The sequence below is a fragment of the Vibrio sp. D417a genome (genome assembly GCF_030248595.1).
Taxonomy (GTDB): domain Bacteria; phylum Pseudomonadota; class Gammaproteobacteria; order Enterobacterales; family Vibrionaceae; genus Vibrio; species Vibrio alginolyticus.
In genome coordinates, this window is record NZ_JAHGAM010000011.1 from 226,443 (window position 1) to 250,535 (window position 24,093).

The window sequence follows — 24,093 nt, forward strand, 5'->3', positions numbered from 1 at the left end:
TGTCATAAGCTTGAAAGAGTTAAGAGTGCAAAGTAATAAAGGTTACACGCCATCATTGAAGGCATAAACCGTAAACGTCACCTGTAAGTTGGACTAATACCATGCCAAATAATGTAAAAATAACGTCGAGTCACCGAGTACTAATGGTTGCTTTACTCGCCGCTGCTTTTGCTTGCTACTTATTGGTTGAGCCATATATCAATTCCATTGTGATGGCTTTTATCATTTCTTTGCTCATGTTTCCGATACACGAATGGTTTGAGCAGAAAATTCCCAAGCACCCCAATATGGCGGCACTGCTGTCATGTGTCGTCTTGACGTTTATTATTGTTATCCCGCTTTTATTTGTGTTTGCCGCCATTGTTCAGCAAGGCTCTGTTTTCTCACAAAATACATATAATTGGGTTACCAATGGTGGTATCCAAGATATATTCCAACATCCTTTCGTTATCAAAGGCTTAGCGATTGTTAATGAGTACTTACCTTTTGATAAAATCGAGCCCAAAGCCATTGCTGAGAAAATTGGTCAATTTGCCACATCGTTTGGCTCTAACTTAGTCGCTATCAGCGCAAAGATTTTAGGAGACGCAACCAACTTCCTAATGAACTTCTTCCTAATGCTGTTTGTGCTGTTTTTTCTGCTTCGTGACCACGACAAAATTATCTCTGCGATTCGTCATATCCTGCCACTCTCACGTAGCCAAGAAGACCGCATATTGACAGAGATAGAGCAAGTTTCTAAATCAGCCGTAATGGGCTCATTCATGACAGCGATTGCTCAAGGTCTGGCTGGCGGTATCGGTATGTGGCTAGCAGGCTTCCCTGGGTTATTTTGGGGAACGATGATGGGCTTTGCATCATTCATTCCAGTGGTAGGAACCGCGCTAATCTGGATTCCTGCAGCAGCGTACTTGTTCTTAACAGGCGATATGACTTGGGCTATCTTCTTGACGGTGTGGAGTGTAGTTGTCGTTGGCTCTATAGATAACCTATTGCGCCCGTTGCTAATGCAAGGCAGCGCCGGCATGAATACCCTTATGATTTTCTTCTCATTACTGGGTGGTCTGCATCTGTTTGGTTTGATTGGTCTTATCTACGGCCCACTTATTTTTGCCGTGACCATGGTACTGTTTAATATCTACGAGGAAGAATTCAAAGACTTCCTTAACCAACAAGACAACAGCTAGTCACCGCTTAATCACTTCAAGCTTGGGGCAGATTGTGCGAAAATCTGCCCCAAATTATTTCTGATGAACCAAATTTATGTCTGCTTATATCGCTCCTAGCCAAATAGCTCAGCGCCAACTTGAATACTTCAACGGAAAACACGTTTTAGTCGCTGGTGAAGTTGAAGACCTATTTCCTCTTGAGTTAGTGGCTCATTGTGAGTCTGTTGAAGTGTTTACTTCCAACTATAGCTACTACCGCCAAATTCAAACCTCTGACAAAGTGAAAAGTCATTTTGGCTCTGTGTTTGATGTTGAAACAAAAGCAGACATGGTCCTTTTATACTGGCCAAAAGCAAAAGCTGAAGCAGAATACTTGCTGGCGATGTTGATGGCGAAACTGGGCATTAACACCGAAATCGTCATCGTTGGTGAAAACCGCTCCGGCATCAAGAGCATCGAGAAGATGTTCCAAGAATACGGCCCTGTGAACAAGTACGACTCTGCTCGTCGCTGCTCATTTTACTGGGGTAATTGCCTCAATGAACCAAAACCTTTCAACCAAGCAGATTGGTTTAAGTCTTACACTGTTACACTCGGTGAGCAGTCGCTAGCGGTTAAGAGCCTACCTGGCGTATTCAGCCATGGCGAGTTCGACTTAGGTAGCCGATTTCTGCTTGAAACCTTACCTAAGCTGTCGGGCAAAGTGCTCGACTTTGGTTGTGGTGCAGGTGTGCTCGGTGCGTTTATGGCGAAAGCGAATCCAGAGATCGCGATTGAGATGTGTGACATTAATGCTTATGCGATCACTTCTAGCCAAGCCACATTAGAAGCGAATGGTTTATCCGGACGCGTATTTGCATCAGATATATACTCGGATACCGCAAAAGACTACCGCTTTATCGTCAGCAACCCGCCATTCCACAGTGGTTTAGACACAAATTACAACGCAGCGGAAACCTTGTTGGGCCAGGCACCACAATATCTAACCAAAGACGGCGAAATGGTGATTGTCGCGAATAGCTTCTTAAAATACCCACCAATTATCGAGCGGGCGTTTAATAATTGCGAGACGCTAAATAAGACCAATAAATTTTCTATCTACTACGCGAAAAAATCATAACTTCCCCCCGCGCAGGCACAAACCTGCGCGATTTTTTCTCATAAATTCAACACTCATAAGAAAAACTGCGTCACCCTGCACGCTTTACAACTAACTTTCTTGTCAAAGAAAAAAAACTCGTTAATTTTGTTAATTCTATCTAGTTGAACATCTTATCCGTTTTTAACGAGAACCTCGGCAGCGAAGTATGTTTTAGAACTGCCCATTATGAGTTGTAATCTTATCCATGTTTAAATTCTACAAAAAACAGAAATTTAAGCGCCTTCAGAGTACACTGATGACCGCATTTCTGGTGCTCAGTATCACACCTCTTACCATTACTGCGATCTTTTTCTTGCAGTCCCACAGTAAAGATCTGCAAGAACAAAGCACCTCGCACTTACTGTCTGTTCGAGATACAAAACAGCAGCAAATCATCGACTACTTTGAGGCACGAGAAACCGAAGTCATGGGCTTTGTGCGCTCAGAGTTGGCTTACGCCAGTGGTGGCCGATTCTACGGTCTCGTCAATGCTTTTAGTCGTTTAGGCAATGATATTGAAGAGTCTCGTAAAAACGCCCAACAGCGCTACATCGAGGGCAGCGGAGACCAAATCAAAACCTCAACGTTACCCGAGTCATCCAACTATGTAGGAAGTGAACGTTACCGACTTTTGCATAAACGCTATCATTGGGCCTACTTGGAGCTCCTCAAGCGCTCTGATTTTAATGACATTTTGCTGGTCGACATCAATGGTAACGTCACCTACTCGATCAACAAAGACGATAACTACGGAACGAACTTGTTATCAGGCCCCAACAAAGACTCGGCACTTGGCAAAACTTTCAAGCGTCTCGCCGATGATGTGACTGAACGTCGAAAAGTAAACGAAGACTACACTCCTGTGATTGTGTCTGACTTCGAGCTGGAAGGGGGTAAATCAGTCGCTTGGCTAGGTGCACCAATTGTTCAGCAAGGTTATCTACACAGCTATGCCATGTTCCGCTTGCCAAATAATGGCATCACTAAGTTAGCCGCAGACGCTAATCGAGAGTCATCCATTAACACCCTGCTGGTTGGAAATGATCACCAACCTCGCACAATTAACACGAAACAAGACGACATTAAGAACAGTTTAGAAGTGATCGATAAAGCACTCTCTGGTGCGTTTGGTGTCGGCACTTACACGAACGGCTTAGGTGAAGAAATCATCGCGGCTTATGCACCGATTGAAACTCGTGGTGTGATTTGGGCGCTCGTCGTACAGTTACCAGAAAACGAAGCTTTCGCTCGTATCCATCAACTCGAAAAACTATTCGTTATCGCTATGTTGATCGCCATTATCCTTGTGGTGATAGCTTCTCACTATTTATCAAACTTTATCACTTCTCCGTTGCTGAAATTGACTTGGGTTGCCGAAAAGGTCTCTGCAGGGGATCTTGATGACACGTCTTTTAATACGGTTCGTAAAGATGAAATTGGTCGGCTTGCGTTAAGCTTTGAACGAATGCAACGCTCTATTCGAGAGAAGATTCAAACCATTAAGAAGCAAAATGAAGAACTAGAAAGCAACATACAGATCATTCAAAAACAGAATGAAGAACTGCAATTGGCCGATAAATTAAAAGATGAATTCTTAGCCACGACTTCTCATGAACTTCGTACACCGTTACACGGCATGGTCGGGATTGCTGAAACCTTAGCGTCCGGCGCCAATGGTGCGATCCCCGCTAGCCAGAAATATCAGCTTGATATCATCATTAAAAGTGGTCAGCGTCTCGCTAATCTAGTCGATGACTTGTTGGATTATCATAAAATGCGTTATGGAAGCATGGATATCCAGAAATCAGCAGTGAGTTTGGGCAGTGCAACACGATTGGTTTTAGAGCTTTCTAGCCATTTACTCGGAAGTAAAACCATCCGCATCATCAACCAAGTCCCAGCGGATTTAAAAGCAGTGTCAGCTGACCCGCAACGCCTTGAACAAGTGCTATATAACCTGATTGGCAATGCGATTAAATACACCTCAGAAGGTAAAATTGTTATCTCCGCTAATGTGGTAGATGATCATGTACGCGTACAAGTCGTGGATACTGGACAAGGAATTCCCGCAGAACAACTTGAACATATTTTTGAACCACTCATCCAAGCAGGGCAAGACGCGAGCCGTTATCGTCAAGGTGCAGGACTTGGGCTCTCCATTAGCCGTCAATTGATCGAATTAATGGGAGGCTCGTTATACGTCAGTAGCCAACCAATGGTCGGAACTACCTTCAGTTTCACTTTACCGCTCGCCAGTGAAGAAGAAATCCAAGCAACCCAGACTCTAGCTGCGCACGGGCACTTCCAAATTCCTGAAGTTAATGTAGAGAACAGCGAAGACTTATCACTTCCAGAGAACCCAGACGGCCCGTTACTGTATGTTGCTGACGATGAACCAGTAAACTTACGCGTGCTTGAAAGCTTTTTACGTTTAGAGGGCTATCGTGTGCGTACCGTCTCCGATGGGCCAGAAACGTTAGCGCTCGTCGAGCAAGAGAAGCCGGAACTTCTGTTATTGGATATCATGATGCCAGGCATGAGCGGCTACCAAGTTTGTAGTGAACTACGTGAAACCTATGATCATGCCGAGTTGCCAATCATTATGCTCACCGCACTCAGTCAAACAGAAGATCGTGTAAGAGGTTTTGAAGCAGGAGCCAACGACTATTTATCGAAACCATTTAATAAACAAGAGTTGGCGGCACGTATCCAAGCGCATTTAACGGCAAGTAAAGCAGAAATGCGCCATATGGAAAACAAAGTGTTAGAGTCTGAACTTAGACAGCGAGCAGTCGTTGAAGCAAGCTTACTTGAGACTCAAGGTCGTTTGTTGGAACAGCTAGAATCGGCTCCTGAAGCAATCATCTGTCTACGTGAAGACAAGCGTATTCGCTTTGCTAACGAAGCTGCTTGTAAGCTATTCAAGCGCAGCTTAGAACAGCTAAAGCGCTCATCTGCTGATGAGCTGATTGCCCCTAAATATCTAACCGTCAAACAACCTCATTACTGTGGCAAGATTGATATCTATATTGAAGATATTCGTCAGAACATCGAAGCAGACATTCTTAAGCTCCCTGAAGGTTCAGGGTTAGATATCATGTACATCTTTAATGTCGGCGGTGGAGCCAGTGCCGCTCGCATACATAATCTAGAAACCGCCGTAGAAGTGCTTTCAAGTTATGCATTTGATGGTGACAAAGACCAATTGCAAAAGCTAAAAGAGCTTGGCGGAGAATTTACGCGCCTTGCAGACAAAGCACTCGGTAATAAAAAGGACAAGCAAGAACTTATGCGAGAAGTTCTAGTAGACGCAATGACACATGCTTTAGAGTATTGGGAATCTGTAACGGGTGAAAGTAAGTTCGCATTTGCAGAGCAAAGTGGCTTGTGGCGCGTTTATCTAGACCGTAGTACTTTGCAAACACGCACTTTAGATAAATACATGCGTATAGAAACATTACCCAAAACACCACGTTGGAGAACGGTGCTAAGCTCGATAGAGTTCATTCTCGAACACTGCAAAGAACAGAGCCCCGAGAGAGCATACATAGAAGCACAACGAGATAAACTACAGCGACTATTGACCAGCTAATATTTATCAAAAAACTAGCCCAGCGTGCATGCTGGGCTTTTTTGTTATTCGAGTATTCCCTTCCTAGAGATAAAAGAGACCGCCTCTTCCTACCCCGTTAACATATTTCCAATAACGAACATTCGGTTAGACAACGCTATCTATTGTTGGTATTCAAAACGTACGACCTTATCCATTTAACTTGTCTTAACTAGGTAAGTTCGAGCAACCGAAAAACTTCATTCATACAACAAAAAAAGGACAACAAACGGAAGAAAACTGTCGATAAAAAAGGCCATTTTTCAGATAACAAGCGGATTTTGACGAACTATTGATAGAGATTGCGAACTTAATCACAACAGAACGGCAGATTAATTTTTAGCTGATTAATTAACACCATTTCTGCATGTGAGCGAGATCTCCGAACCTAGAAACCAAGCAGGAAACGTATATTTAAAAAGGACCAACAGGTTAGTAATCACCAACACTCATTATTAACAAGGATATAAACTGCGACGCATATCAACGTTTATTTTTTGGCCCAATGCTGGTTAAAATTAGCCAAAATAACGTTTATAACGGAGAGCTCAGAGATTTTAACGTTTTTAACGGGAATCAAGTTTGATTATTTTATGGATAAGGTGTTTTCTTACTCCTGCCTAAGGCCTACAGGCCACTCTTGGCGAAACTCAATGTTGTAATGAGTAAGGCATGTACAAGAGGTAGGTCTTAGAGAGTGTTTATCAATTGATGACATTCAATTCCATTTAGTGAAATGAAAGCAAATAGTAAGGAACAGCTATGCTTGCCAATATTAAAAAAACAGCACTAGCAACAGCAATTATTGCAACGGCTACTACAGGTTTTGCATCGGTAGCTACTGCGGCTGAACGCAGTGAACTGACTATCCACCCTAAAGAGTTTACAACTTTCGTTCGTAACTTTAACCCTTTCTTGGGTGCAACTAACCTGCACACAACAACCGACTTTATTTACGAGCCGCTCGTTGTTTTTAACGAAATGCACGGTAACACGCCTGTATTTCGTCTAGCAGAAAACTTTACCATGGCTGATGACCTGATGAGCGTAACCTTCGATATCCGTAAGGGCGTAAAATGGTCTGATGGCAAAGCGTTTACCGCTGATGACGTTGTTTATTCTTTCAACCTAGTGAAAGAGAAGCCAGAGCTAGACCAGTCTGGTATCAACTCTTGGGTGACTGGCGTAGAAAAAGTTAACGACTACCAAGTTAAATTCCGTCTAAGCGAAGCAAACTCAAACGTTCCTTACGAAATTGCGAAAGTACCCGTCGTACCTAAGCACGTATGGAGCAAAGTAAAAGATCCAGCTACATTCACAAACGAAAATCCAGTAGGAAGTGGTCCATTTACTGAAATCGACACTTTCACACCGCAGCTATATATCCAGTGTGAGAACCCGAATTATTGGGATGCTGACAACCTAGATGTAGATTGTCTGCGTGTGCCACAAATCGCGAACAACGACCAATTCTTGGGCAAGATCGTTAACGGCGAAATGGACTGGACGTCTTCATTCGTACCAGACATCGACCGTACGTACGCTGCAGCAAGTCCGAATCACCACTACTGGTACCCACCAGCGGGTACTCAAGCATTTGTAGTGAACTTCAAAAACCCAGACGCTGCGAAAAACGAAGCGCTAACTAACGTTGACTTCCGTCGTGCGTTCTCTATGGCGCTAGACCGTCAAACTATCATTGATATCGCTTTCTACGGCGGCGGTACAGTGAACGACTTCGCATCTGGCCTTGGCTACGCATTCGAAGCTTGGTCTGATGAAGAGACACACAACAAGTACAAAGGCTACAACACATACAACGCGGAAGGTGCGAAAAAGCTTCTAGCTAAAGCTGGCTTCAAAGATGTAAACAAAGATGGCTTTGTGGATACACCATCTGGCAAGTCTTTCGAGCTTCTAATTCAATCACCAAACGGTTGGACTGACTTCAACAACACAGTACAACTAGCCGTTGAGCAACTAGCAGAAGTGGGCATTAAAGCTCGTGCTCGTACACCGGACTTCTCGGTATACAACCAAGCAATGCTAGAAGGTACTTACGACGTTGCTTACACCAACTACTTCCACGGTGCAGATCCACACTTGTACTGGGATAGTGGCTACAACTCGAAGCTACAAGCTGGTGACGGCATGCCTCGCTTTGCAATGCACTTCTACAAGAACGATAAGCTAGACGGTCTTCTTAACAGCTTCTACAAGACAGCAGATAAGCAAGAACAACTAGAGATCGCTCATGGCATTCAGAAGATCATTGCTCAGGACCAAGTAACTATTCCTGTGCTATCTGGCGCGTACATGTACCAATACAACACAACTCGCTTCACTGGTTGGTGGAACGAAGAAAACCCTAAGGGCCGTCCAAACATTTGGGCAGGTATCCCAGAGCGTCTACTTCACGTACTGGACCTAAAACCAGTTAAATAAGTAGAAGTTCATTTCAAGCGGCATACATCCCGTGTGCCGCCTATAAAAATCCCTTGTTAACGAAACCAATATGTGGCGCTCGTCGTCAGGGGATTTTTCGCTCTAAATTTCGCTAGGAGCGACCTGAAACCAGAGACAGGGAAAAAATCTGGGTGAGTAAGGTGTGAGTTATGGGTTATTTTTTAAGACGTTTGTCGTTCTATCTTGTCGCGCTCTTAGTTGCAGCGACGTTAAACTTTATTATTCCGCGAGCAATGCCTGGTGACCCAGTTACCATGATGTTTGCTAATGCTTCAGTACAGGTGACTCCAGAACGAATCGCAGCAATGAAAGAACTGCTCGGTTTCGTTGATGGGCCAATTTACATTCAGTACTTCTCGTACATTAAAAACATTCTAAGTTGGGAATTGGGCACCTCAATCCAGTTCTACCCACTTTCAGTTAATTCTTTACTAGGTAGTGCATTTGGCTGGTCACTATTTCTAGCTGGTACTGCGGTTGTACTTTCTTTCTCCATCGCTTCTGTCCTTGGTATTTTTGCCGCCTGGAAGCGCGGTAGTAAGTACGATGCATTCGTAACGCCTGGCACATTAATCATTCAAGCTATTCCACAAATGGTTATCGCAATGTTAGCGCTGTTTACCTTTGCGATTGGCCTGAAATGGTTCCCATCTGGCTATGCTTACACGCCAGGTACTATTCCTGATTGGACAAGCTGGGAGTTCATCAAGAACGTGGGTTACCACGCTGTACTACCTCTATTCTGTGCAACCATCGTTCAAATTGGTGGCTTCCTAGTTAACATGCGTAACAACATGATCAACCTTCTCGCCGAAGACTATATCACGATGGCTAAAGGTAAAGGGCTGAGTGAAAACCGCGTCGTCTTTAATTACGCTGCACGTAACGCACTACTTCCAAGTGTTACCGCACTGTCTATGTCTCTAGGTATGGCCATCGGTGGTCAATTAATCATCGAGATGATTTTCAACTACCCAGGCCTAGGTACTGTTCTATTGAACGCAATTCACGCTCGTGACTACCAAGTACTTCAAGGTCAGTTAATTATCATGACGATGTTCATGCTGTGCTTCAACTTAATGGCTGACATGCTGTACATGATTCTAGACCCTCGCCTACGTACGGGAGGCAAATAATCATGAAAGAACTATTCAAACTTATTTTAGGTAACGCATTCGCTCGCATTGGTCTTGGCATTGTTACGCTGTTCGTGTTCGTTGCGATTGCCGCTCCTTTACTTACAAAGCATGCGCCAGACAAGCGAACCGGTAACCCGCACGAATACCCAAGCTTTGTTGTAAAACAGGCACAAAACAATCCTGATGGTTGGGTCGCTAAAAACCTAGCAGACGATCGTCGTACGCTGATTATGTCTAAAAAGGCCGACCACGTATTAGGTACTAGCCGAATGGGTCGCGATATCTGGTCGCAGGTGGCTTACGGTGCACGAGTATCACTGGGTGTAGGCTTTGGTGCTGGCATCATCGTGTGTTTCTTAGCAACAGTCATTGGTATATCGGCAGGTTACTTCGGCGGTAAAGTGGATGACATATTGAGTGCCGCAATGAACATCATGTTAGTAATTCCGCAGTATCCATTGCTATTCGTGCTGGCGGCCTTTATCGGTGAAGCAGGCCCACTCACCATTGCCTTGATTATCGCTGGTACTTCTTGGGCATGGGGTGCACGTGTTGTCCGCTCTCAAACTATGGCACTACGCGAGAAAGAGTTCGTTAAAGCTGCCGAAGTATTGGGAGAGTCTTCATTCCGCATCATCTTCGTTGAGATTTTACCAAACCTTATCCCGATTGTCGGTGCGAGCTTCATTGGCTCAGTAATGCTGGCGATCAACACTGAAGCGGTCATTTCGTTCCTAGGTTTGGGTGATGCCAACACGATCAGTTGGGGCATCATGCTTTACAACGTGCAAACCTCATCAGCCATGCTGATTGGCGCATGGTGGGAAGTCCTAGCACCGTGTATTGCCCTAACACTACTGGTTACTGGTCTTGCTCTGTTGAACTTTGCCGTTGACGAAATTGCGAACCCTCAACTTCGTTCTCACAAAGGCATGAAACGCTGGAAAAAACTAGCAGCAAAAGACAAGAAAGAGCGTGAGCCTGAACTGGCACCACAAAATGCACTATGGAGCGGAGATAAATAATCATGACTGCACCACTAATTTCCATCCGTAACCTATGCGTAGACTACATCACAGACGCGGGCGATGTCCGCGCCTGTAACAACGTGAGCTTCGACATTGCACCAGGTGAAGTATTCGGTCTGGCTGGTGAATCTGGCTGTGGTAAGTCCACTGTTGCCTTCTCACTAATGCGCCTTCATAAGCCACCAGCGTTTATCACAGGTGGTGAGGTTATCTTCAACGGTGAAGATATCCTTCAGTACAGCGATGATCGCATGCAAGCGTTCCGCTGGAGTGAAATGTCGATGGTATTCCAGAGTGCGATGAACGCTTTGAACCCTGTTCTAACCATGGAAGAGCAGTTCTGTGACGTCATCATGCGTCATACTAATATGACTCGCGCTCAAGCAAAAACACGCGCTGAAGGTCTGCTGGAAATCGTTGATATCCACCCTAGCCGATTGAGTGATTACCCGCACCAGTTCTCTGGTGGTATGCGTCAACGTCTAGTAATCGCAATCGCTTTGGCTCTGAACCCAAAAATGATCATCATGGACGAACCGACTACCGCATTGGATGTAGTGGTTCAACGTGAAATTCTACAAAAAATTTACGCGCTTAAAGAAGAGTTTGGTTTCTCAATTCTGTTCATCACACATGACTTGTCATTGATGGTCGAGTTCTCGGATCGTATCGGCATCATGTACTCAGGTGAGTTGATTGAAGTCGCGCCTTCTAAGCAAATTCTGGAAAGTCCTTACCACCCTTACACCAAAGGTTTGGGTAGCTCTTTCCCTCCACTAACTGGACCAAAGACCAAATTGACTGGTATTCCAGGTAACCCGTTGAACTTGCTAGAAGTACCACGGGGCTGCCGCTTCCAAGCTCGTTGCGATCGCGTACATGAAGCATGTACACGTGTACCAACCCAATTACGTCAAATTGAACCAGGTCGCCTCTCAAATTGCCATTTGTACGGCGACACCATTGCTCAAGCTAAGGTTTAACAACAAAAAAACGCTAGCTAAGAACAAAAATTACACTGGAGAGAATTATGAGCAAACAATTCGGCGAACTGCTGATTGAGGGTAAAAATGTCGTTAAGGACTTCCCTTTAAACAGTAACTCAATCAAACAATCTAAGATGCGCGCAATCAACGACGTCTCTTTCAAAATGTACAAGAGCCGCGGCTTGTCAGTGGTAGGTGAATCTGGTTCAGGTAAGTCTACTACTGCAAAAATGATTGCAAAAATGTACGCACCAACCGATGGCATCATTGAATACAAAGGTCGTGATATCCAAGACATCACCTCTCGTCACGATTTAATGACCTACCGTGAAGGTGTACAAATGGTGTGGCAAGACCCGTTTGGCTCGCTAAACCCAACGCACAATATCTTCCACCATATTGCGCGCCCGCTGCTGATTCATAAGAAAGTAGCACCGGGCAACAAGAAAGAACTGGAAGAGCGTGTGTACGACCTACTTGAACAAGTTGGTCTTATTCCACCAAAAGAAACGGCGCAAAAGTTCCCGCACCAGCTATCTGGCGGTCAGCGTCAACGTGTAAACCTAGCTCGTAACATCGCAGTTGGTGCAGAAGTGGTATTGGCGGATGAGCCAACATCGATGCTCGATGTATCAATCCGTGCCGGTGTTCTGAACTTGATGGAAGAGATGAAGTTCGAGAAACAAATGTCTCTGCTTTACATCACTCACGACATCGCAACAGCGCGTTACATTGCTGAAGATCTCGCGGTCATGTACGTAGGTCACATGGTTGAATGGGGCGATACTGAAGAAATCATTCACGATCCTCAACACCCATATACGCAACTGTTGGTATCTGCGGTTCCAGATCCATCGAAGTCTATTCACGAGAAACTGAAAGGCAACAAAGGGGAAATCCCACTTTGGACACCAGAATCTGTCGGCTGTCCATTTGCTGGACGTTGTGTACACGCTACCGACAAATGTCGCGAACGACTACCGGGCGTCACTCAACTGTCCGACAACCACTTTGTCCGCTGTTACTTATTTGAAGATTAATCATAACGAGGGTCAGGTTCAGCCTGGCCCATTCCTGTTTTTATCGTTTCCCGGAGACATTGAATGCTGCTACTGACTAACCACATTGGTTATGAACGTCTGGGCCCAAAGAAAGCCATTATCCAGACCGAACAACCACACTTGTCTTCTTACACTGCTCAATTGATTTGTGCCACTAGCGAGCAAACCGTGGCAACTTTTGCGGTTGAAGAACAAGGTAAAGTGGCGAACTGGCATCAGGGCTATTTCTACCTCATCGACTTTTCCTCTTTCACAACGTCAGGTGACTATTTCTTGCAAGTAGAAGATACGCGCTCTTCCTCTTTCATCGTTGGCGAACACATTCTGTTGGATCAAACTTTGTCAGATGTGATCCACTACTTCAAATCGCAACGTTGCGGCGGGATCTTCGATCAACAAGATCGACAACTTCCAGTACTAAACTCCAATAAAAAGGTTGATGTACACGGCGGCTGGTACGACGCATCAGGAGACGTTAGCAAGTATTTAAGTCACCTTTCATACGCGAATTATTTGAATCCTCAACAAACCCCAATGGTGGTTTGGAACATCCTAAAAGGGGTTTCATTGCTTGAAGGAAGCGAAGACATTGCAGCTTTCACACGTACACGTCTGATTGAAGAAGCCCTGTTCGGTGCAGACTTTCTTGTGCGTATGCAAAACGAAAAAGGCTTTTTCTACATGACGGTCTTTGACAAGTGGAGCAAAGATACTGCGCAACGCGAGATTTGCGCGTACGAAACTCAACTTGGTCACAAATTTGACGACTATCAAGCAGGCTTTCGACAAGGTGGCGGTGTCGCCATTGCAGCGCTAGCGGCAGCGTCGCGTTTAAGTGTTCACGGTGAATACGATCAACAAAAATACCGCAACGCTGCCGAAAATGGTTACTGGCACTTAAAAGAGCACAATACGCAGTACCTCAATGATGGGGAAGAAAACATTATCGACGAATACTGTGCGCTACTGGCTTGTGTAGAACTGTTTAAAGCAACCAAAGAAACTCGCTACTTGGAAGAGAGCCGTTTCTGGGCGCAACGTTTAGTTGCACGCCAAATGAGCGACGAACAGATTCAACACTTTTGGTCAGCAAACCAAGACGGCAGCCGTCCATATTTTCACGCAGCCGAAGCTGGCCTACCAGTTATTGCCCTATGCGAATATCTATTAATTGAAGACGACTCAGCACGAGCGGAATCGGTAAAACGTATCGTCAACCTAGCGTGTGAGTTTGAGATCACAATATCGAATAAAGTGATCAACCCATTCGGTTACCCTCGCCAATATGTTAAAGGCGTAAATGAGTCAAAACGCGAGGCATTTTTTGTCGCACAAAACAATGAATCTGGCTATTGGTGGCAAGGCGAGAATGCTCGACTGGGCTCACTCGCGACCATGGCGTACCTTGCTCAACCGCATATAGCGTCGCAAGAAGTACAGCAACAACTTTCTGTGTTTGCTCAAGATGCATTGAACTGGGTTGTAGGCTTAAACCCATACGACATGTGCATGCTAGATGGCCATGGTCGTAACAACCCTGATTACCTCCCTCAATATGGTTTCTTCAACGCAAAAGGTGGCGTGTGTAACGGAATCACTGGCGGCTTTGAAGACGAGGAAGACATTGCATTTAACCCACCAGCACAAAAAGAAGACGTGTTACAAAACTGGCGCTGGGGCGAACAATGGATCCCGCATGGCGCTTGGTACTTACTCGCGATAATGAGTCAAGCTCAGCATGTTTCTCAGTTGGCGACCTCTAAAAATATGAAGGAAGAATAATCATGGGAATGTATTTTGTCGGTATCGATGGTGGCGGCACGTCATGTCGAGCCAGGATTAAAGATTCACAAGGTAATTTTCTTGGCGAGGCCAAAAGCGGCAGTGCCAACATCATGCTAGGTGCTGAAATAGCAATGGCTTCGATTCTTGAATCCATCACTTCGGCTACCGAGCAAGGCGGTCTGACACAACAAGATTTCGCGTCGATGCACGTCGGCTTAGCCCTTGCTGGCGCAGAGCACAAAGCATCTTGGCAAGCCTTCATGTCTCTTCCTCATCCATTTGCCAGTATGACTCTGAATACCGATGCTTACGGTGCGTGCGTTGGTGCGCACAATGGCGAAGATGGCGCAATCATGATTGCGGGAACCGGTTCTTGTGGCATCTACCTTAACGGATTGGAGCAACATGTTGTCGGTGGTCGTGAGTTCCCTATTTCGGATCAAGGTGGCGGCGCAGTGATGGGGCTACGCCTAGTTCAGCAAGTTTTGTTAGCTGAAGATGGCATCAGAGAAAAAACGCCCCTAGCACAACACGTTATGACGCATTTCGAAAATGAGGTCGACAACGTGGTGGCGTGGTCAAAACAGGCGCTTCCTCGTGATTATGGGCAGTTTTCTCCGGCTATTTTCCAACATGCGGAACAAGGCGATGCACTGGCCATTGAAATGCTGAAGCAAACCGCAGCGGATATAGAAATGTTTCTCGTGGCATTAAACAAGCGCGGCGCAACACGTATTTGTTTAATGGGCAGCATAGCTGAACGCATTGTACGTTGGCTTTCACCACCAGTTCAGCAATGGATTGTTGAGCCACAGTTTGACGCGATTGAAGGCGCAATTATGTTTGCTGGCAAACCAGAACATAACCTTTACTCGCTCAGTGCGGCGTAGGAGTAGATATGGAATATCGTGTTGATCTCGTAGTCCTTTCTGAGCAGAAACAAAACTGCCGCTTTGGCCTCACCTTTCATAACTTGAGCGACCAAGACCTAAACAGCTGGAGCTTAACTTTCGCTTTCGATCGTTACATTCTTCCAAACAGCGTTTCAAATGGTCAACTGACTCAAATTGGTAGTTTTTGCACACTTAAACCAGAAGGGGTGGTACTGGCTGCCAACCATCACTATTACTGTGAATTCAGTATTGGTTCGAACCCATTCCGTTATTACTCGGATGGCTTTAACGAAGCGATGATCAACTTTGTCGTTGATGGAAACCCACAGCGCGCACAAGTGGATGTCACGCCTATCGTATTAGCTTCACCATACCGTGAACGCAGTGAGATTCCGGCAAGTTTAACCCATGCACAGCCCTTGCTGCCAAAACCAAACCATATTGAGGTCAGCGATCACTATTTTAGCTTTGATCATCATGCTGGCGTCGCGGTTTATTCAAGCCTGGCCAATTCAGCTAAAGAATGGCTACTTGAAGAGCTTAAGCGCATTCACCAATTTGAGTTCGCATCAGACAATGGCAGTCAGATCATCTTCAAAGGCAACCCAACCTTGGATGAAGGCGCTTACAAACTGAAAGTAGCCGAAGAGTCAATCAAAATTGAAGCAGGATCTTCGTCTGGTTTTACCCATGCTTGTGCAACGTTGTTACAACTAATCAAAGTTGGCGATCAACCTAACTCAATGGAAGTAGTTTGCTGTTCAATCAAGGACAGGCCACGTTTTCGTTACCGCGGTATGATGCTGGATTGTGCTCGTCATTTTCACTCCGTTGAGCAAGTCAAACGCTTGATCAACCAACTGGCTCATTACAAGTTCAATACGTTCCATTGGCATCTTACCGACGATGAGGGTTGGCGAATTGAAATCAAATCACTGCCTCAACTGACCGATATTGGTGCTTGGCGCGGATTGGATGAGATCAATGAACCACAGTACACGCACTTTGATGAACGTTACGGCGGCTTCTACACACAAGAAGACATCAAAGACGTTATCGAATTTGCATCGCAACGCGGCATCACCATCATTCCTGAAATTGATGTACCTGGTCATTGCCGAGCCGCCATCAAGTCGTTACCACACCTATTGGTAGAAGCGGAAGATACCACCGAATACCGCAGTATTCAGCATTACAACGACAACGTCATTAACCCTGCTCTGCCGGGGAGTTATGAATTTATCGACAAAGTGCTAGAAGAAGTCTCTGCGCTTTTTCCTGCGCCTTACGTTCATATTGGTGCCGACGAAGTACCTAACGGCGTATGGTCAAAAAGCCCAGCATGCCAAGCACTAATGGAACAACTGGGTTACAGCGACTACAAAGATTTGCAAGGACACTTCTTGCGTTATGCCGAAGACAAACTTCGTAAATTGGGCAAACGCATGCTGGGCTGGGAAGAGGCTCAACACGGCGACAAAGTCAGTAAAGATACGGTGATCTACTCATGGCTAAGCGAAAAAGCGGCATTGAACTGTGCTCGCCAAGGCTTTGATGTGGTGCTGCAACCAGCACAAACCACTTACCTAGATATGACCCAAGACTACGCACCTGAAGAACCGGGCGTGGACTGGGCAAACCCACTGCCACTAGAAAAAGCTTACAACTACGAGCCGCTCGCTGAAGTGCCTGCTGACGACCCAATACGTAAGCGCATTTGGGGCATTCAAACAGCATTATGGTGCGAAATTATCAATAACCAACCTCGCATGGACTACATGATCTTCCCTCGTTTAACTGCAATGGCAGAAGCATGTTGGACAGACAAACAACACCGAGATTGGACCGACTATTTATCACGCTTGAAAGGCCATCTACCTCTGCTTGATTTGCAGGGAGTGAATTACCGTAAACCGTGGAAGTAATACAAAACTGATGTCGAAACATCACGCTTGAAGAGTTTTTAAATTTTGGCTGCTGATGCAGCTTCGTAAAAAGGAAAGACACAAATGAAATACGGCTATTTCGATAACGAGAATCGCGAATACGTCATCACTCGCCCTGACGTACCAGCACCATGGACCAACTACCTAGGTACTGAGAAGTTCTGTACGGTTATCTCGCACAACGCGGGTGGCTACTCGTTCTACAACTCTCCAGAATACAACCGTGTTACTAAATTTCGTCCAAATGCGACATTCGATCGCCCAGGACACTACGTTTACTTGCGTGATGATGAGACAGGTGATTACTGGTCAATCTCTTGGCAACCAGTTGCGAAGAGCCTAGACGAAGCAAACTACGAAGTTCGTCACGGCTTGTCTTACTCTAAGTTCAAATGTGAATACAGCGGTATTACCGCAACAAAAACTCTGTTCGTGCCAAAAGGCGAAGACGCTGAAATCTGGGATGTAGTGATTAAAAACACCTCTGACAAACCACGTACGATCAGTGCATTCTCATTTGTTGAGTTCTCATTCAGCCACATTCAATCTGATAACCAAAACCATCAGATGTCTCTGTACTCAGCAGGTACGGCTTACAATGAAGGCGTGATTGAGTACGACCTGTACTACAACACCAACGATTTCGAAGGTTTCTACTACCTAGCTTCAACATTTGATCCAGATTCATACGACGGTCAACGTGACAGCTTCCTTGGCCTATACCGTGACGAAGCAAACCCGCTAGCGGTAGAACAAGGTAAGTGTTTCAACACAGCACAAACGTGTTACAACCACTGTGGCTCTCTGCACAAGCAATTCACTATCCAGCCGGGTGAAGAAGTTCGCTTTGCTTACATTCTAGGTATCGGTAAAGGCAATGGTGACCGTCTACGTGCTAAGTACCAAGACCTTGCAGAAGTCGACAATGCATTTGCGGGTATCAAAGCACACTGGGATGAGCGTTGTGGCAAGTTCCAAGTGAAATCACCAAACGAAGGTCTAGATACCATGATCAACGCTTGGACGTTATACCAAGCGGAAACGTGTGTGGTGTGGTCTCGCTTTGCTTCATTCATCGAGGTGGGAGGCCGTACTGGTCTTGGTTACCGCGATACAGCGCAAGATGCAATCTCAGTTCCTCACGCTAACCCAGCAATGACGCGCAAACGTATCGTTGACCTACTGCGCGGCCAAGTAAAAGCGGGCTACGGTCTACACCTATTCGATCCAGATTGGTTTGATCCAGAAAAAGCGGATGTTAAACCATCGAAATCCCCAACCGTAGTTCCAACACCTTCTGATGAAGACAAGATTCACGGCATCGAAGACACTTGTTCCGATGACCATCTATGGCTAGTTCCAACCATCTGTAAGTACGTGATGGAAACCGGTGAGCACAGCTTCTTCGACGAAGTGATCCCTTACGCCGACGGTGGCGATGCAACGGTTTATGACCACATGAAAGCCGCGCTAGACTTCTCGGCGGAGTACGTAGGTCAAACCGGTATCTGTAAAGGTCTGCGTGCAGACTGGAACGACTGTCTGAACCTAGGTGGTGGCGAATCTTCAATGGTGTCGTTCCTACATTTCTGGGCACTGCAGGAGTTCATCGACCTAGCGAAATACCTAGGCAAAGAAGCCGACGTAGAGAAATACACGGAAATGGCAGCAAACGTGCGTGAAGCTTGTGAAACCCACCTTTGGGATGACGAAGGCGGTTGGTACATCCGTGGTCTGACGAAGAATGGCGACAAGATCGGTACTGCGCAACAAGCGGAAGGCCGAGTACACCTCGAGTCAAACACGCTTGCGGTACTTTCCGGAGCGGTATCTCAAGAGCGCGGCGAAAAAGCGATGGACGCTGTCGATGAGAACCTATTCTCTGAATACGGCCTCCACCTAAACTCACCATCTTTTGCAACACCGAATGATGATATCGGCTTCGTAACTCGTGTTTACCAAGGCGTAAAAGAGAACGGTGCGATCTTCTCGCATCCAAATCCATGGGCTTGGGTAGCTGAAGCGAAACTGGGTCGTGGTGATCGTGCAATGAAGTTCTACGATGCACTTAACCCATACAACCAGAACGACATCATCGAAAAACGTATTGCAGAACCTTACTCATACGTACAGTTCATCATGGGTCGTGACCACCAAGACCACGGTCGTGCAAACCACCCATGGTTAACAGGTACGTCAGGCTGGGCTTACTTCGCTGTTACCAACTTTATCCTTGGTGTGCGTACAGGCTTCGATGGCCTAACTATCGATCCATGTATCCCAACGAACTGGCCTGGTTTCGAAGTGACTCGTCAATGGCTAGGTGCAACGTACAACATCAAAGTAGTTAACCCAGACTCAGTAAGCAAAGGCGTTAAGTCGATTACTGTGAACGGTGAAGCAGTGAATGGTGCCTCTGTCCCAGTTCAAGCGGAAGGTTCAGTAAACGAAGTTATCGTTACTCTAGGTTAATCATCTTTTGGGGGAGTCCTTCTCCCCTTTTGATTTATCCGGTGCATTTATGTTTTACAAGTGCATCGGTTCGCTAGCAAAGATTTAAGACGCGGTGGGATGCCGCTCTTATCGAGGATCGAATCATGATCAAATTTGGTACAGGCGGTTGGCGTGCATTTATTGGTGAGGAGTTCACCAAAGATAACGTACGCTTGGTTGCCCAAGCAGTTGCAAACATCACGAATAACGAATCGGTTGCTGATCGCGGTTTTGTGATTGGCTATGACCGTCGTTTTCTTTCCGATAAAGCAGGTCGTTGGTTCGCTGAAGTTTTAGCAGCAAACGGCATTGTTGTCAGCTTTATCGACAAATTTGTCCCAACACCTATCGTAATGTTTAAAGCGAAAGAAATGGGCTGCGCATACTCGGCATGTATTACCGCATCACACAACCCTGCCGATTACAACGGCATTAAAGTCTTCATTGAAGGCGGTCGTGACGCAGATGAAATCATCACCCAAAAAATCGAATCACAAATAGACGCGCTCACTGCGCACGATGTAAAAAGCGTCGACTTTGAACAAGCGGTTGAAGATAAGCTGATTGAAATCATCAATCCGATGAACGAATTCGTTGACTCAATCATCGACTTTATCGACATCGAAGCGATCAAGAAGGCGAATTTACGTGTTTTGATCGACCCAATGTTTGGTGTCGCGAAAAACGCACTGCAAACCGTATTAATCAACGGCCGCTGTGACGTTGATGTGATTAACGATGGCAAAAACCCAGATTTCGGTGGGTTAATGCCTTCGCCAAGCGCTGCAACACTCTACCGTTTGATGCACCTAGTGAAAGAGCAAGGTTACGATATTGGCATCGGTACTGATGGCGATGCGGACCGTCTTGGTATTATCGACGAAAAAGGTAACTTCATTCATCCAAATGAAGTGCTACTGCTGCTTTACTACTACCTACTTGAATACAAAGGCTGGAAAGGCTCCGTGGTACGTAACATCGCAACCACCCACCTTCTCGATAAAGTCGCCGAAGATCATGGCGAGAAATGCTTTGAGGTTCCTGTAGGCTTTAAGCACATCAGCTCCCAAATGGAAGCGGATGACTCACTGATTGGCGGGGAAAGCTCTGGTGGCCTAACCATTCGCGGCCACATCAAAGGTAAAGACGGCGTATTCGCATCAAGCCTATTGGTAGAAATGATTTCAGTAACCGGCAAGAAGCTGTCTGAGTTGCTGGATGAAATCTACGGCAAGTACGGCTATGCCTACATGGCAGAAGGCGATTGCAAGTTCAAACCAGCGCAAAAAGACGTACTGTTCAACAAGATTTATGTTGAAAAGCAGTTGCCTGAGTTTGAGTTTGAAATCGAAAAAGTCAGCTATGAAGATGGTGCGAAAGTCTACTTCAAAAACAGCGGTTGGATAATCGCTCGCTTCTCTGGCACTGAGCCACTGCTACGAATTTTTGCAGAGATGCAAGATAAGGACACTGCGGAACGTGTTCTTCAACAGTTTAAAGACTTCTTGTCTTTATAACTGAACCTTGTGCCCGCTTCGAGCACTATGATGAGAGTCAACGCTGTCTGAAAAGGCGCTCATCAACAGGAGAAGAGCACTTGCCCGGCTCCACAGCCGGGCTTTTTTATTGTATGTTGGAAAGTCGTAAACGAGATAGCAAAGATACTCAGGAGCGTTAAGCAAATGCCAGGACGCCTTGCGTTTCAATTTTCACCGCGACGGACTCACCTATATTTAATGCTTGCGAAGCTGTAGCTAACAAACGGTCACCATTCGCGTTAATCACATAACGGCAGTGATCACCCATAAAATGCTGTTCCAATACGGTTACCGAACTATCTTCATCGGATTGAATTTGTACATGCTGCGGTCTTAGCAGTAAAGAGCACTCCGCCTGTACTGGAATATCTTGTTGAGCCGTGGCTTCAACCACGCCCAAGTGGGTTTCATATTCTGAATTCGAAACTCGTTTAGCAGCAAGGTAACTGCCACCACCTAAGAAATCAGCGACAAATTTACTTGAAGGTTGGTAGTAAAGCTCAGATGCTGTGCCATATTGCTCGATGACTCCATTGTTCATCACTGCCATTTTATCGGCGAAAGCAAAAGCCTCTTCACGGCTATGCGTAACAAAAATGGCAGTCACACCTTGGGCCTTAAAAATCTTACGGATCTCACTTATCAACTCATGGCGAACTTGCGTATCAATATTAGAAAACGGTTCATCCAGTAACAGTAAGTCTGGGCTGTAAGCTAATGAGCGAGCAATCGCAACACGCTGCTGCTGTCCACCAGACAATTGATGAGGATAACGATCGCCATAACCTTGAAGATGCACGAGTTCTAACATCTCTTGAACTTTGGCATTTTTCTCTTTTGTCGAGCACTGCTTTAAGCCAAAGGCAATGTTTTGCTCCACCGTCAAGTGAGGAAAAAGTGCGTAATCTTGGAAAATCATCCCTATATTACGCTGTTCTGGCGGCAACCAGTTTTCCCCATCATCAATTGTGACGCAATTTAGACTCATTTCGCCTGACGTTAACGGCAATAATCCCGCAACGGCCTTTAATAGTGTTGTTTTCCCACAGCCACTAGCTCCTAGCAAACAGACAATCTGCCCTTGTTCTACCTCAAGAGACAATGATTCGAGTACGGTTTGATCATCATATTGGCACGTTAGGTTTTTAATTGATAATGCACAGCTCATCAGTGATTTTGCTCCAGTGAACGGTTAACAACAACAAGCGGGATCAACCCAACAAGAACCAACAGGACCGCTGGTAAAGCGGCCAATTCTAAATGCTCATCCGAGGCGAAGTTATAAACGTATGTGGCTAGTGTTTCAAAGTTAAACGGACGAAGTAACAAAGCCGCATTGAGCTCTTTCATTGACTCGATAAACACTAATAAAGCCGCAATCAGTGCACCGCGCTTAACCAGCGGAAAGTGCACGCGCCACAGCATGGCATTGGGCTTACAACCCATAGTGCGCGATGCCATATCTAACGACGGAGAAATTTTATTTAAATTACTTTCGATACTACCAATCGCTACCGCGGAAAAGCGCACAACCATGGCAAATACTAGTGCGAACATGGAACCAGAAAAGATAAGTCCCGGCCTTCCCCACTCCATGGCTTTAGCAACGTCGTTGACACGATGATCCATAAACAGCACAGCGACCATCACACCGATGGCTAGTACCGTTCCTGGTACTGCATAGCCCATAGAAGAAAGACGCATAAATGCCAAGCTTTCTCGTTTACCATTGACTCGATGGGTAAAGTTAACGATCAGTGCGACAGCAACACCAATAATCGCAGCAATAACAGACACAACTAAGCTATTCCATGCGTATTCACGAAACTCTGAGGTCCAACTCTGTGCAAAATAAGTGATCGCATAATCAATCAGCTGTAGTAGCGGCAAAATAAACGCGACCGAAACCAAGCCCCAGCACCAAACTAGTGCGGTCCACTTTTTCCAGCCCGTCAACTCGTAACGAAAATCTTCGTGACTGTTAAATTGGCTTTGAAAAAGCTTTTGTTTACGGCGGCTGTATCGTTCTGCACTAAGAAGCAGTACTACAATGACGAGCATCATGGCAGAAATCTTGGCTGCCGCATTAAGATTAGAGTACCCCAACCAAGTATCGTAGACCGCTGTGGTTAACGTATTCACAGCGAAGTAACTTACCGTACCAAAGTCGCCAATGGTCTCCATTGCGACCAATGATAAACCCACTGCGATAGAGGGTCTTACTAACGGCATCGAGATGCGCCAAAAACTTTCCCATGGAGAGCACTTGAGCAAACGCGCGCTTTGCAATAAAGAGACATTTTGCTCCATAAACGCAGCCCGGCACAATAAATACACGTAAGGATACAACACCAAAGCCAACACAAAGGTCGCACCAGGCAACGTACGAATGTCAGGGAACCAATACTCGCCAGGTCCCCATCCGGTTACATCACGCAAAAAGATCTGAATCGGGCCTGCAAAATCAAACCAATCAGTAAAAATATAACCAATGATATAACCTGGCATTGCAAGAGGTAGTACCAATGCCCACTGCAACCATTTTTCGGTCGGCAGTTTACACATGGCCATTATCCAAGCGCTTGGAATACCAAGAATTAAGGACAGCACCATTACGCCAACAGTTAGCGCAACCGTGTTAAAAATATAAGTCGGCATGACCGTTGCCATTAAATGAGCAAACAAATCATCCGTTTCACCAATCGCGGTGTAGAAGATCGCTAAGATCGGCAAAACCAGTAGCAGAGTTATTACCCCACTACTGGTTTTCCATAAAGAGTGTTTATCTTTCATCGCCTAATTACTGCAAGGCTGTATGAAATACAAATGCTGTTGCAA

At 45.7% G+C, this 24,093-nt stretch carries 15 protein-coding genes; 13 read left to right on the forward strand and 2 right to left on the reverse strand.

What is annotated here, in order from left to right:
- Positions 1-101 precede the first annotated feature (101 nt).
- The 13 genes from KI742_RS12845 (at position 102) to KI742_RS12905 (ending at position 21,234) form a co-directional block, all read left to right on the forward strand.
- A complete protein-coding gene (locus KI742_RS12845) occupies positions 102-1,187 on the forward strand; it encodes an AI-2E family transporter (protein WP_005386541.1) in 1,086 nt (361 codons plus the stop codon).
- A 76-nt stretch (positions 1,188-1,263) separates the two neighbouring features.
- A complete protein-coding gene (rsmC, locus tag KI742_RS12850) occupies positions 1,264-2,289 on the forward strand; it encodes a 16S rRNA (guanine(1207)-N(2))-methyltransferase RsmC (protein WP_167415425.1) in 1,026 nt (341 codons plus the stop codon).
- A gap of 226 nt (positions 2,290-2,515) precedes the next feature.
- Complete coding sequence (locus KI742_RS12855) at positions 2,516-5,902, forward strand: response regulator (RefSeq protein ID WP_167415426.1); 3,387 nt, start codon at positions 2,516-2,518, stop codon at positions 5,900-5,902.
- Positions 5,903-6,682: 780 nt separating this feature from the next.
- Entirely contained in the window at positions 6,683-8,365 is a 1,683-nt protein-coding gene (locus tag KI742_RS12860) for an ABC transporter substrate-binding protein (protein WP_005380037.1), read from the forward strand.
- Between the two features lie 170 nt (positions 8,366-8,535).
- Positions 8,536-9,522, forward strand: a complete 987-nt coding sequence (locus tag KI742_RS12865; protein WP_005380038.1) for an ABC transporter permease — start codon at positions 8,536-8,538, stop codon at positions 9,520-9,522.
- A 2-nt stretch (positions 9,523-9,524) separates the two neighbouring features.
- Positions 9,525-10,550 (forward strand): ABC transporter permease, encoded by a 1,026-nt coding sequence (locus KI742_RS12870; protein WP_054579088.1) that lies wholly within the window; start codon positions 9,525-9,527, stop codon positions 10,548-10,550.
- Positions 10,551-10,552: 2 nt separating this feature from the next.
- Positions 10,553-11,536 carry an ABC transporter ATP-binding protein gene (locus KI742_RS12875; protein ID WP_005380040.1) on the forward strand — a complete coding sequence of 328 codons (984 nt, stop codon included), beginning with the start codon at positions 10,553-10,555 and terminating at the stop codon, positions 11,534-11,536.
- A gap of 47 nt (positions 11,537-11,583) precedes the next feature.
- Positions 11,584-12,579, forward strand: coding sequence for an ABC transporter ATP-binding protein (locus KI742_RS12880; RefSeq protein ID WP_005380041.1), 996 nt, complete (start codon positions 11,584-11,586; stop codon positions 12,577-12,579).
- Between the two features lie 63 nt (positions 12,580-12,642).
- On the forward strand, positions 12,643-14,382 hold the full coding sequence (locus KI742_RS12885; RefSeq protein WP_238843853.1) for a glycoside hydrolase family 9 protein: 1,740 nt from the start codon (positions 12,643-12,645) through the stop codon (positions 14,380-14,382).
- Between the two features lie 2 nt (positions 14,383-14,384).
- Complete coding sequence (locus KI742_RS12890; RefSeq protein ID WP_005380046.1) at positions 14,385-15,275, forward strand: N-acetylglucosamine kinase; 891 nt, start codon at positions 14,385-14,387, stop codon at positions 15,273-15,275.
- A gap of 8 nt (positions 15,276-15,283) precedes the next feature.
- Positions 15,284-17,203 carry a beta-N-acetylhexosaminidase gene (locus tag KI742_RS12895; protein ID WP_285385479.1) on the forward strand — a complete coding sequence of 640 codons (1,920 nt, stop codon included), beginning with the start codon at positions 15,284-15,286 and terminating at the stop codon, positions 17,201-17,203.
- A gap of 84 nt (positions 17,204-17,287) precedes the next feature.
- On the forward strand, positions 17,288-19,696 hold the full coding sequence (locus tag KI742_RS12900; protein ID WP_017820407.1) for a GH36-type glycosyl hydrolase domain-containing protein: 2,409 nt from the start codon (positions 17,288-17,290) through the stop codon (positions 19,694-19,696).
- A gap of 125 nt (positions 19,697-19,821) precedes the next feature.
- Positions 19,822-21,234 (forward strand): phosphoglucomutase/phosphomannomutase family protein, encoded by a 1,413-nt coding sequence (locus tag KI742_RS12905; protein ID WP_167415431.1) that lies wholly within the window; start codon positions 19,822-19,824, stop codon positions 21,232-21,234.
- Between the two features lie 157 nt (positions 21,235-21,391).
- Here KI742_RS12905 and KI742_RS12910 read toward each other — a convergent pair whose 3' ends face one another.
- On the reverse strand, positions 21,392-22,423 hold the full coding sequence (locus tag KI742_RS12910; protein WP_005380055.1) for an ABC transporter ATP-binding protein: 1,032 nt from the start codon (positions 22,421-22,423) through the stop codon (positions 21,392-21,394).
- A complete protein-coding gene (locus KI742_RS12915) occupies positions 22,423-24,048 on the reverse strand; it encodes an iron ABC transporter permease (protein WP_005386564.1) in 1,626 nt (541 codons plus the stop codon). The genes KI742_RS12910 and KI742_RS12915 overlap by 1 nt, the downstream gene beginning before the upstream one ends.
- Positions 24,049-24,093: the final 45 nt, after the last annotated feature.

Bases quoted from the DNA above. Each gene is read 5' to 3' on its own strand.
- KI742_RS12845 (WP_005386541.1), top strand. From the start codon at position 102: ATGCCAAATAATGTAAAAATAACGTCGAGTCACCGAGTACTAATGGTT.
- rsmC (WP_167415425.1), top strand. From the start codon at position 1,264: ATGTCTGCTTATATCGCTCCTAGCCAAATAGCTCAGCGCCAACTTGAA.
- KI742_RS12855 (WP_167415426.1), top strand. From the start codon at position 2,516: ATGTTTAAATTCTACAAAAAACAGAAATTTAAGCGCCTTCAGAGTACA.
- KI742_RS12860 (WP_005380037.1), top strand. From the start codon at position 6,683: ATGCTTGCCAATATTAAAAAAACAGCACTAGCAACAGCAATTATTGCA.
- KI742_RS12865 (WP_005380038.1), top strand. From the start codon at position 8,536: ATGGGTTATTTTTTAAGACGTTTGTCGTTCTATCTTGTCGCGCTCTTA.
- KI742_RS12870 (WP_054579088.1), top strand. From the start codon at position 9,525: ATGAAAGAACTATTCAAACTTATTTTAGGTAACGCATTCGCTCGCATT.
- KI742_RS12875 (WP_005380040.1), top strand. From the start codon at position 10,553: ATGACTGCACCACTAATTTCCATCCGTAACCTATGCGTAGACTACATC.
- KI742_RS12880 (WP_005380041.1), top strand. From the start codon at position 11,584: ATGAGCAAACAATTCGGCGAACTGCTGATTGAGGGTAAAAATGTCGTT.
- KI742_RS12885 (WP_238843853.1), top strand. From the start codon at position 12,643: ATGCTGCTACTGACTAACCACATTGGTTATGAACGTCTGGGCCCAAAG.
- KI742_RS12890 (WP_005380046.1), top strand. From the start codon at position 14,385: ATGGGAATGTATTTTGTCGGTATCGATGGTGGCGGCACGTCATGTCGA.
- KI742_RS12895 (WP_285385479.1), top strand. From the start codon at position 15,284: ATGGAATATCGTGTTGATCTCGTAGTCCTTTCTGAGCAGAAACAAAAC.
- KI742_RS12900 (WP_017820407.1), top strand. From the start codon at position 17,288: ATGAAATACGGCTATTTCGATAACGAGAATCGCGAATACGTCATCACT.
- KI742_RS12905 (WP_167415431.1), top strand. From the start codon at position 19,822: ATGATCAAATTTGGTACAGGCGGTTGGCGTGCATTTATTGGTGAGGAG.
- KI742_RS12910 (WP_005380055.1), bottom strand. From the start codon at position 22,423: ATGAGCTGTGCATTATCAATTAAAAACCTAACGTGCCAATATGATGAT.
- KI742_RS12915 (WP_005386564.1), bottom strand. From the start codon at position 24,048: ATGAAAGATAAACACTCTTTATGGAAAACCAGTAGTGGGGTAATAACT.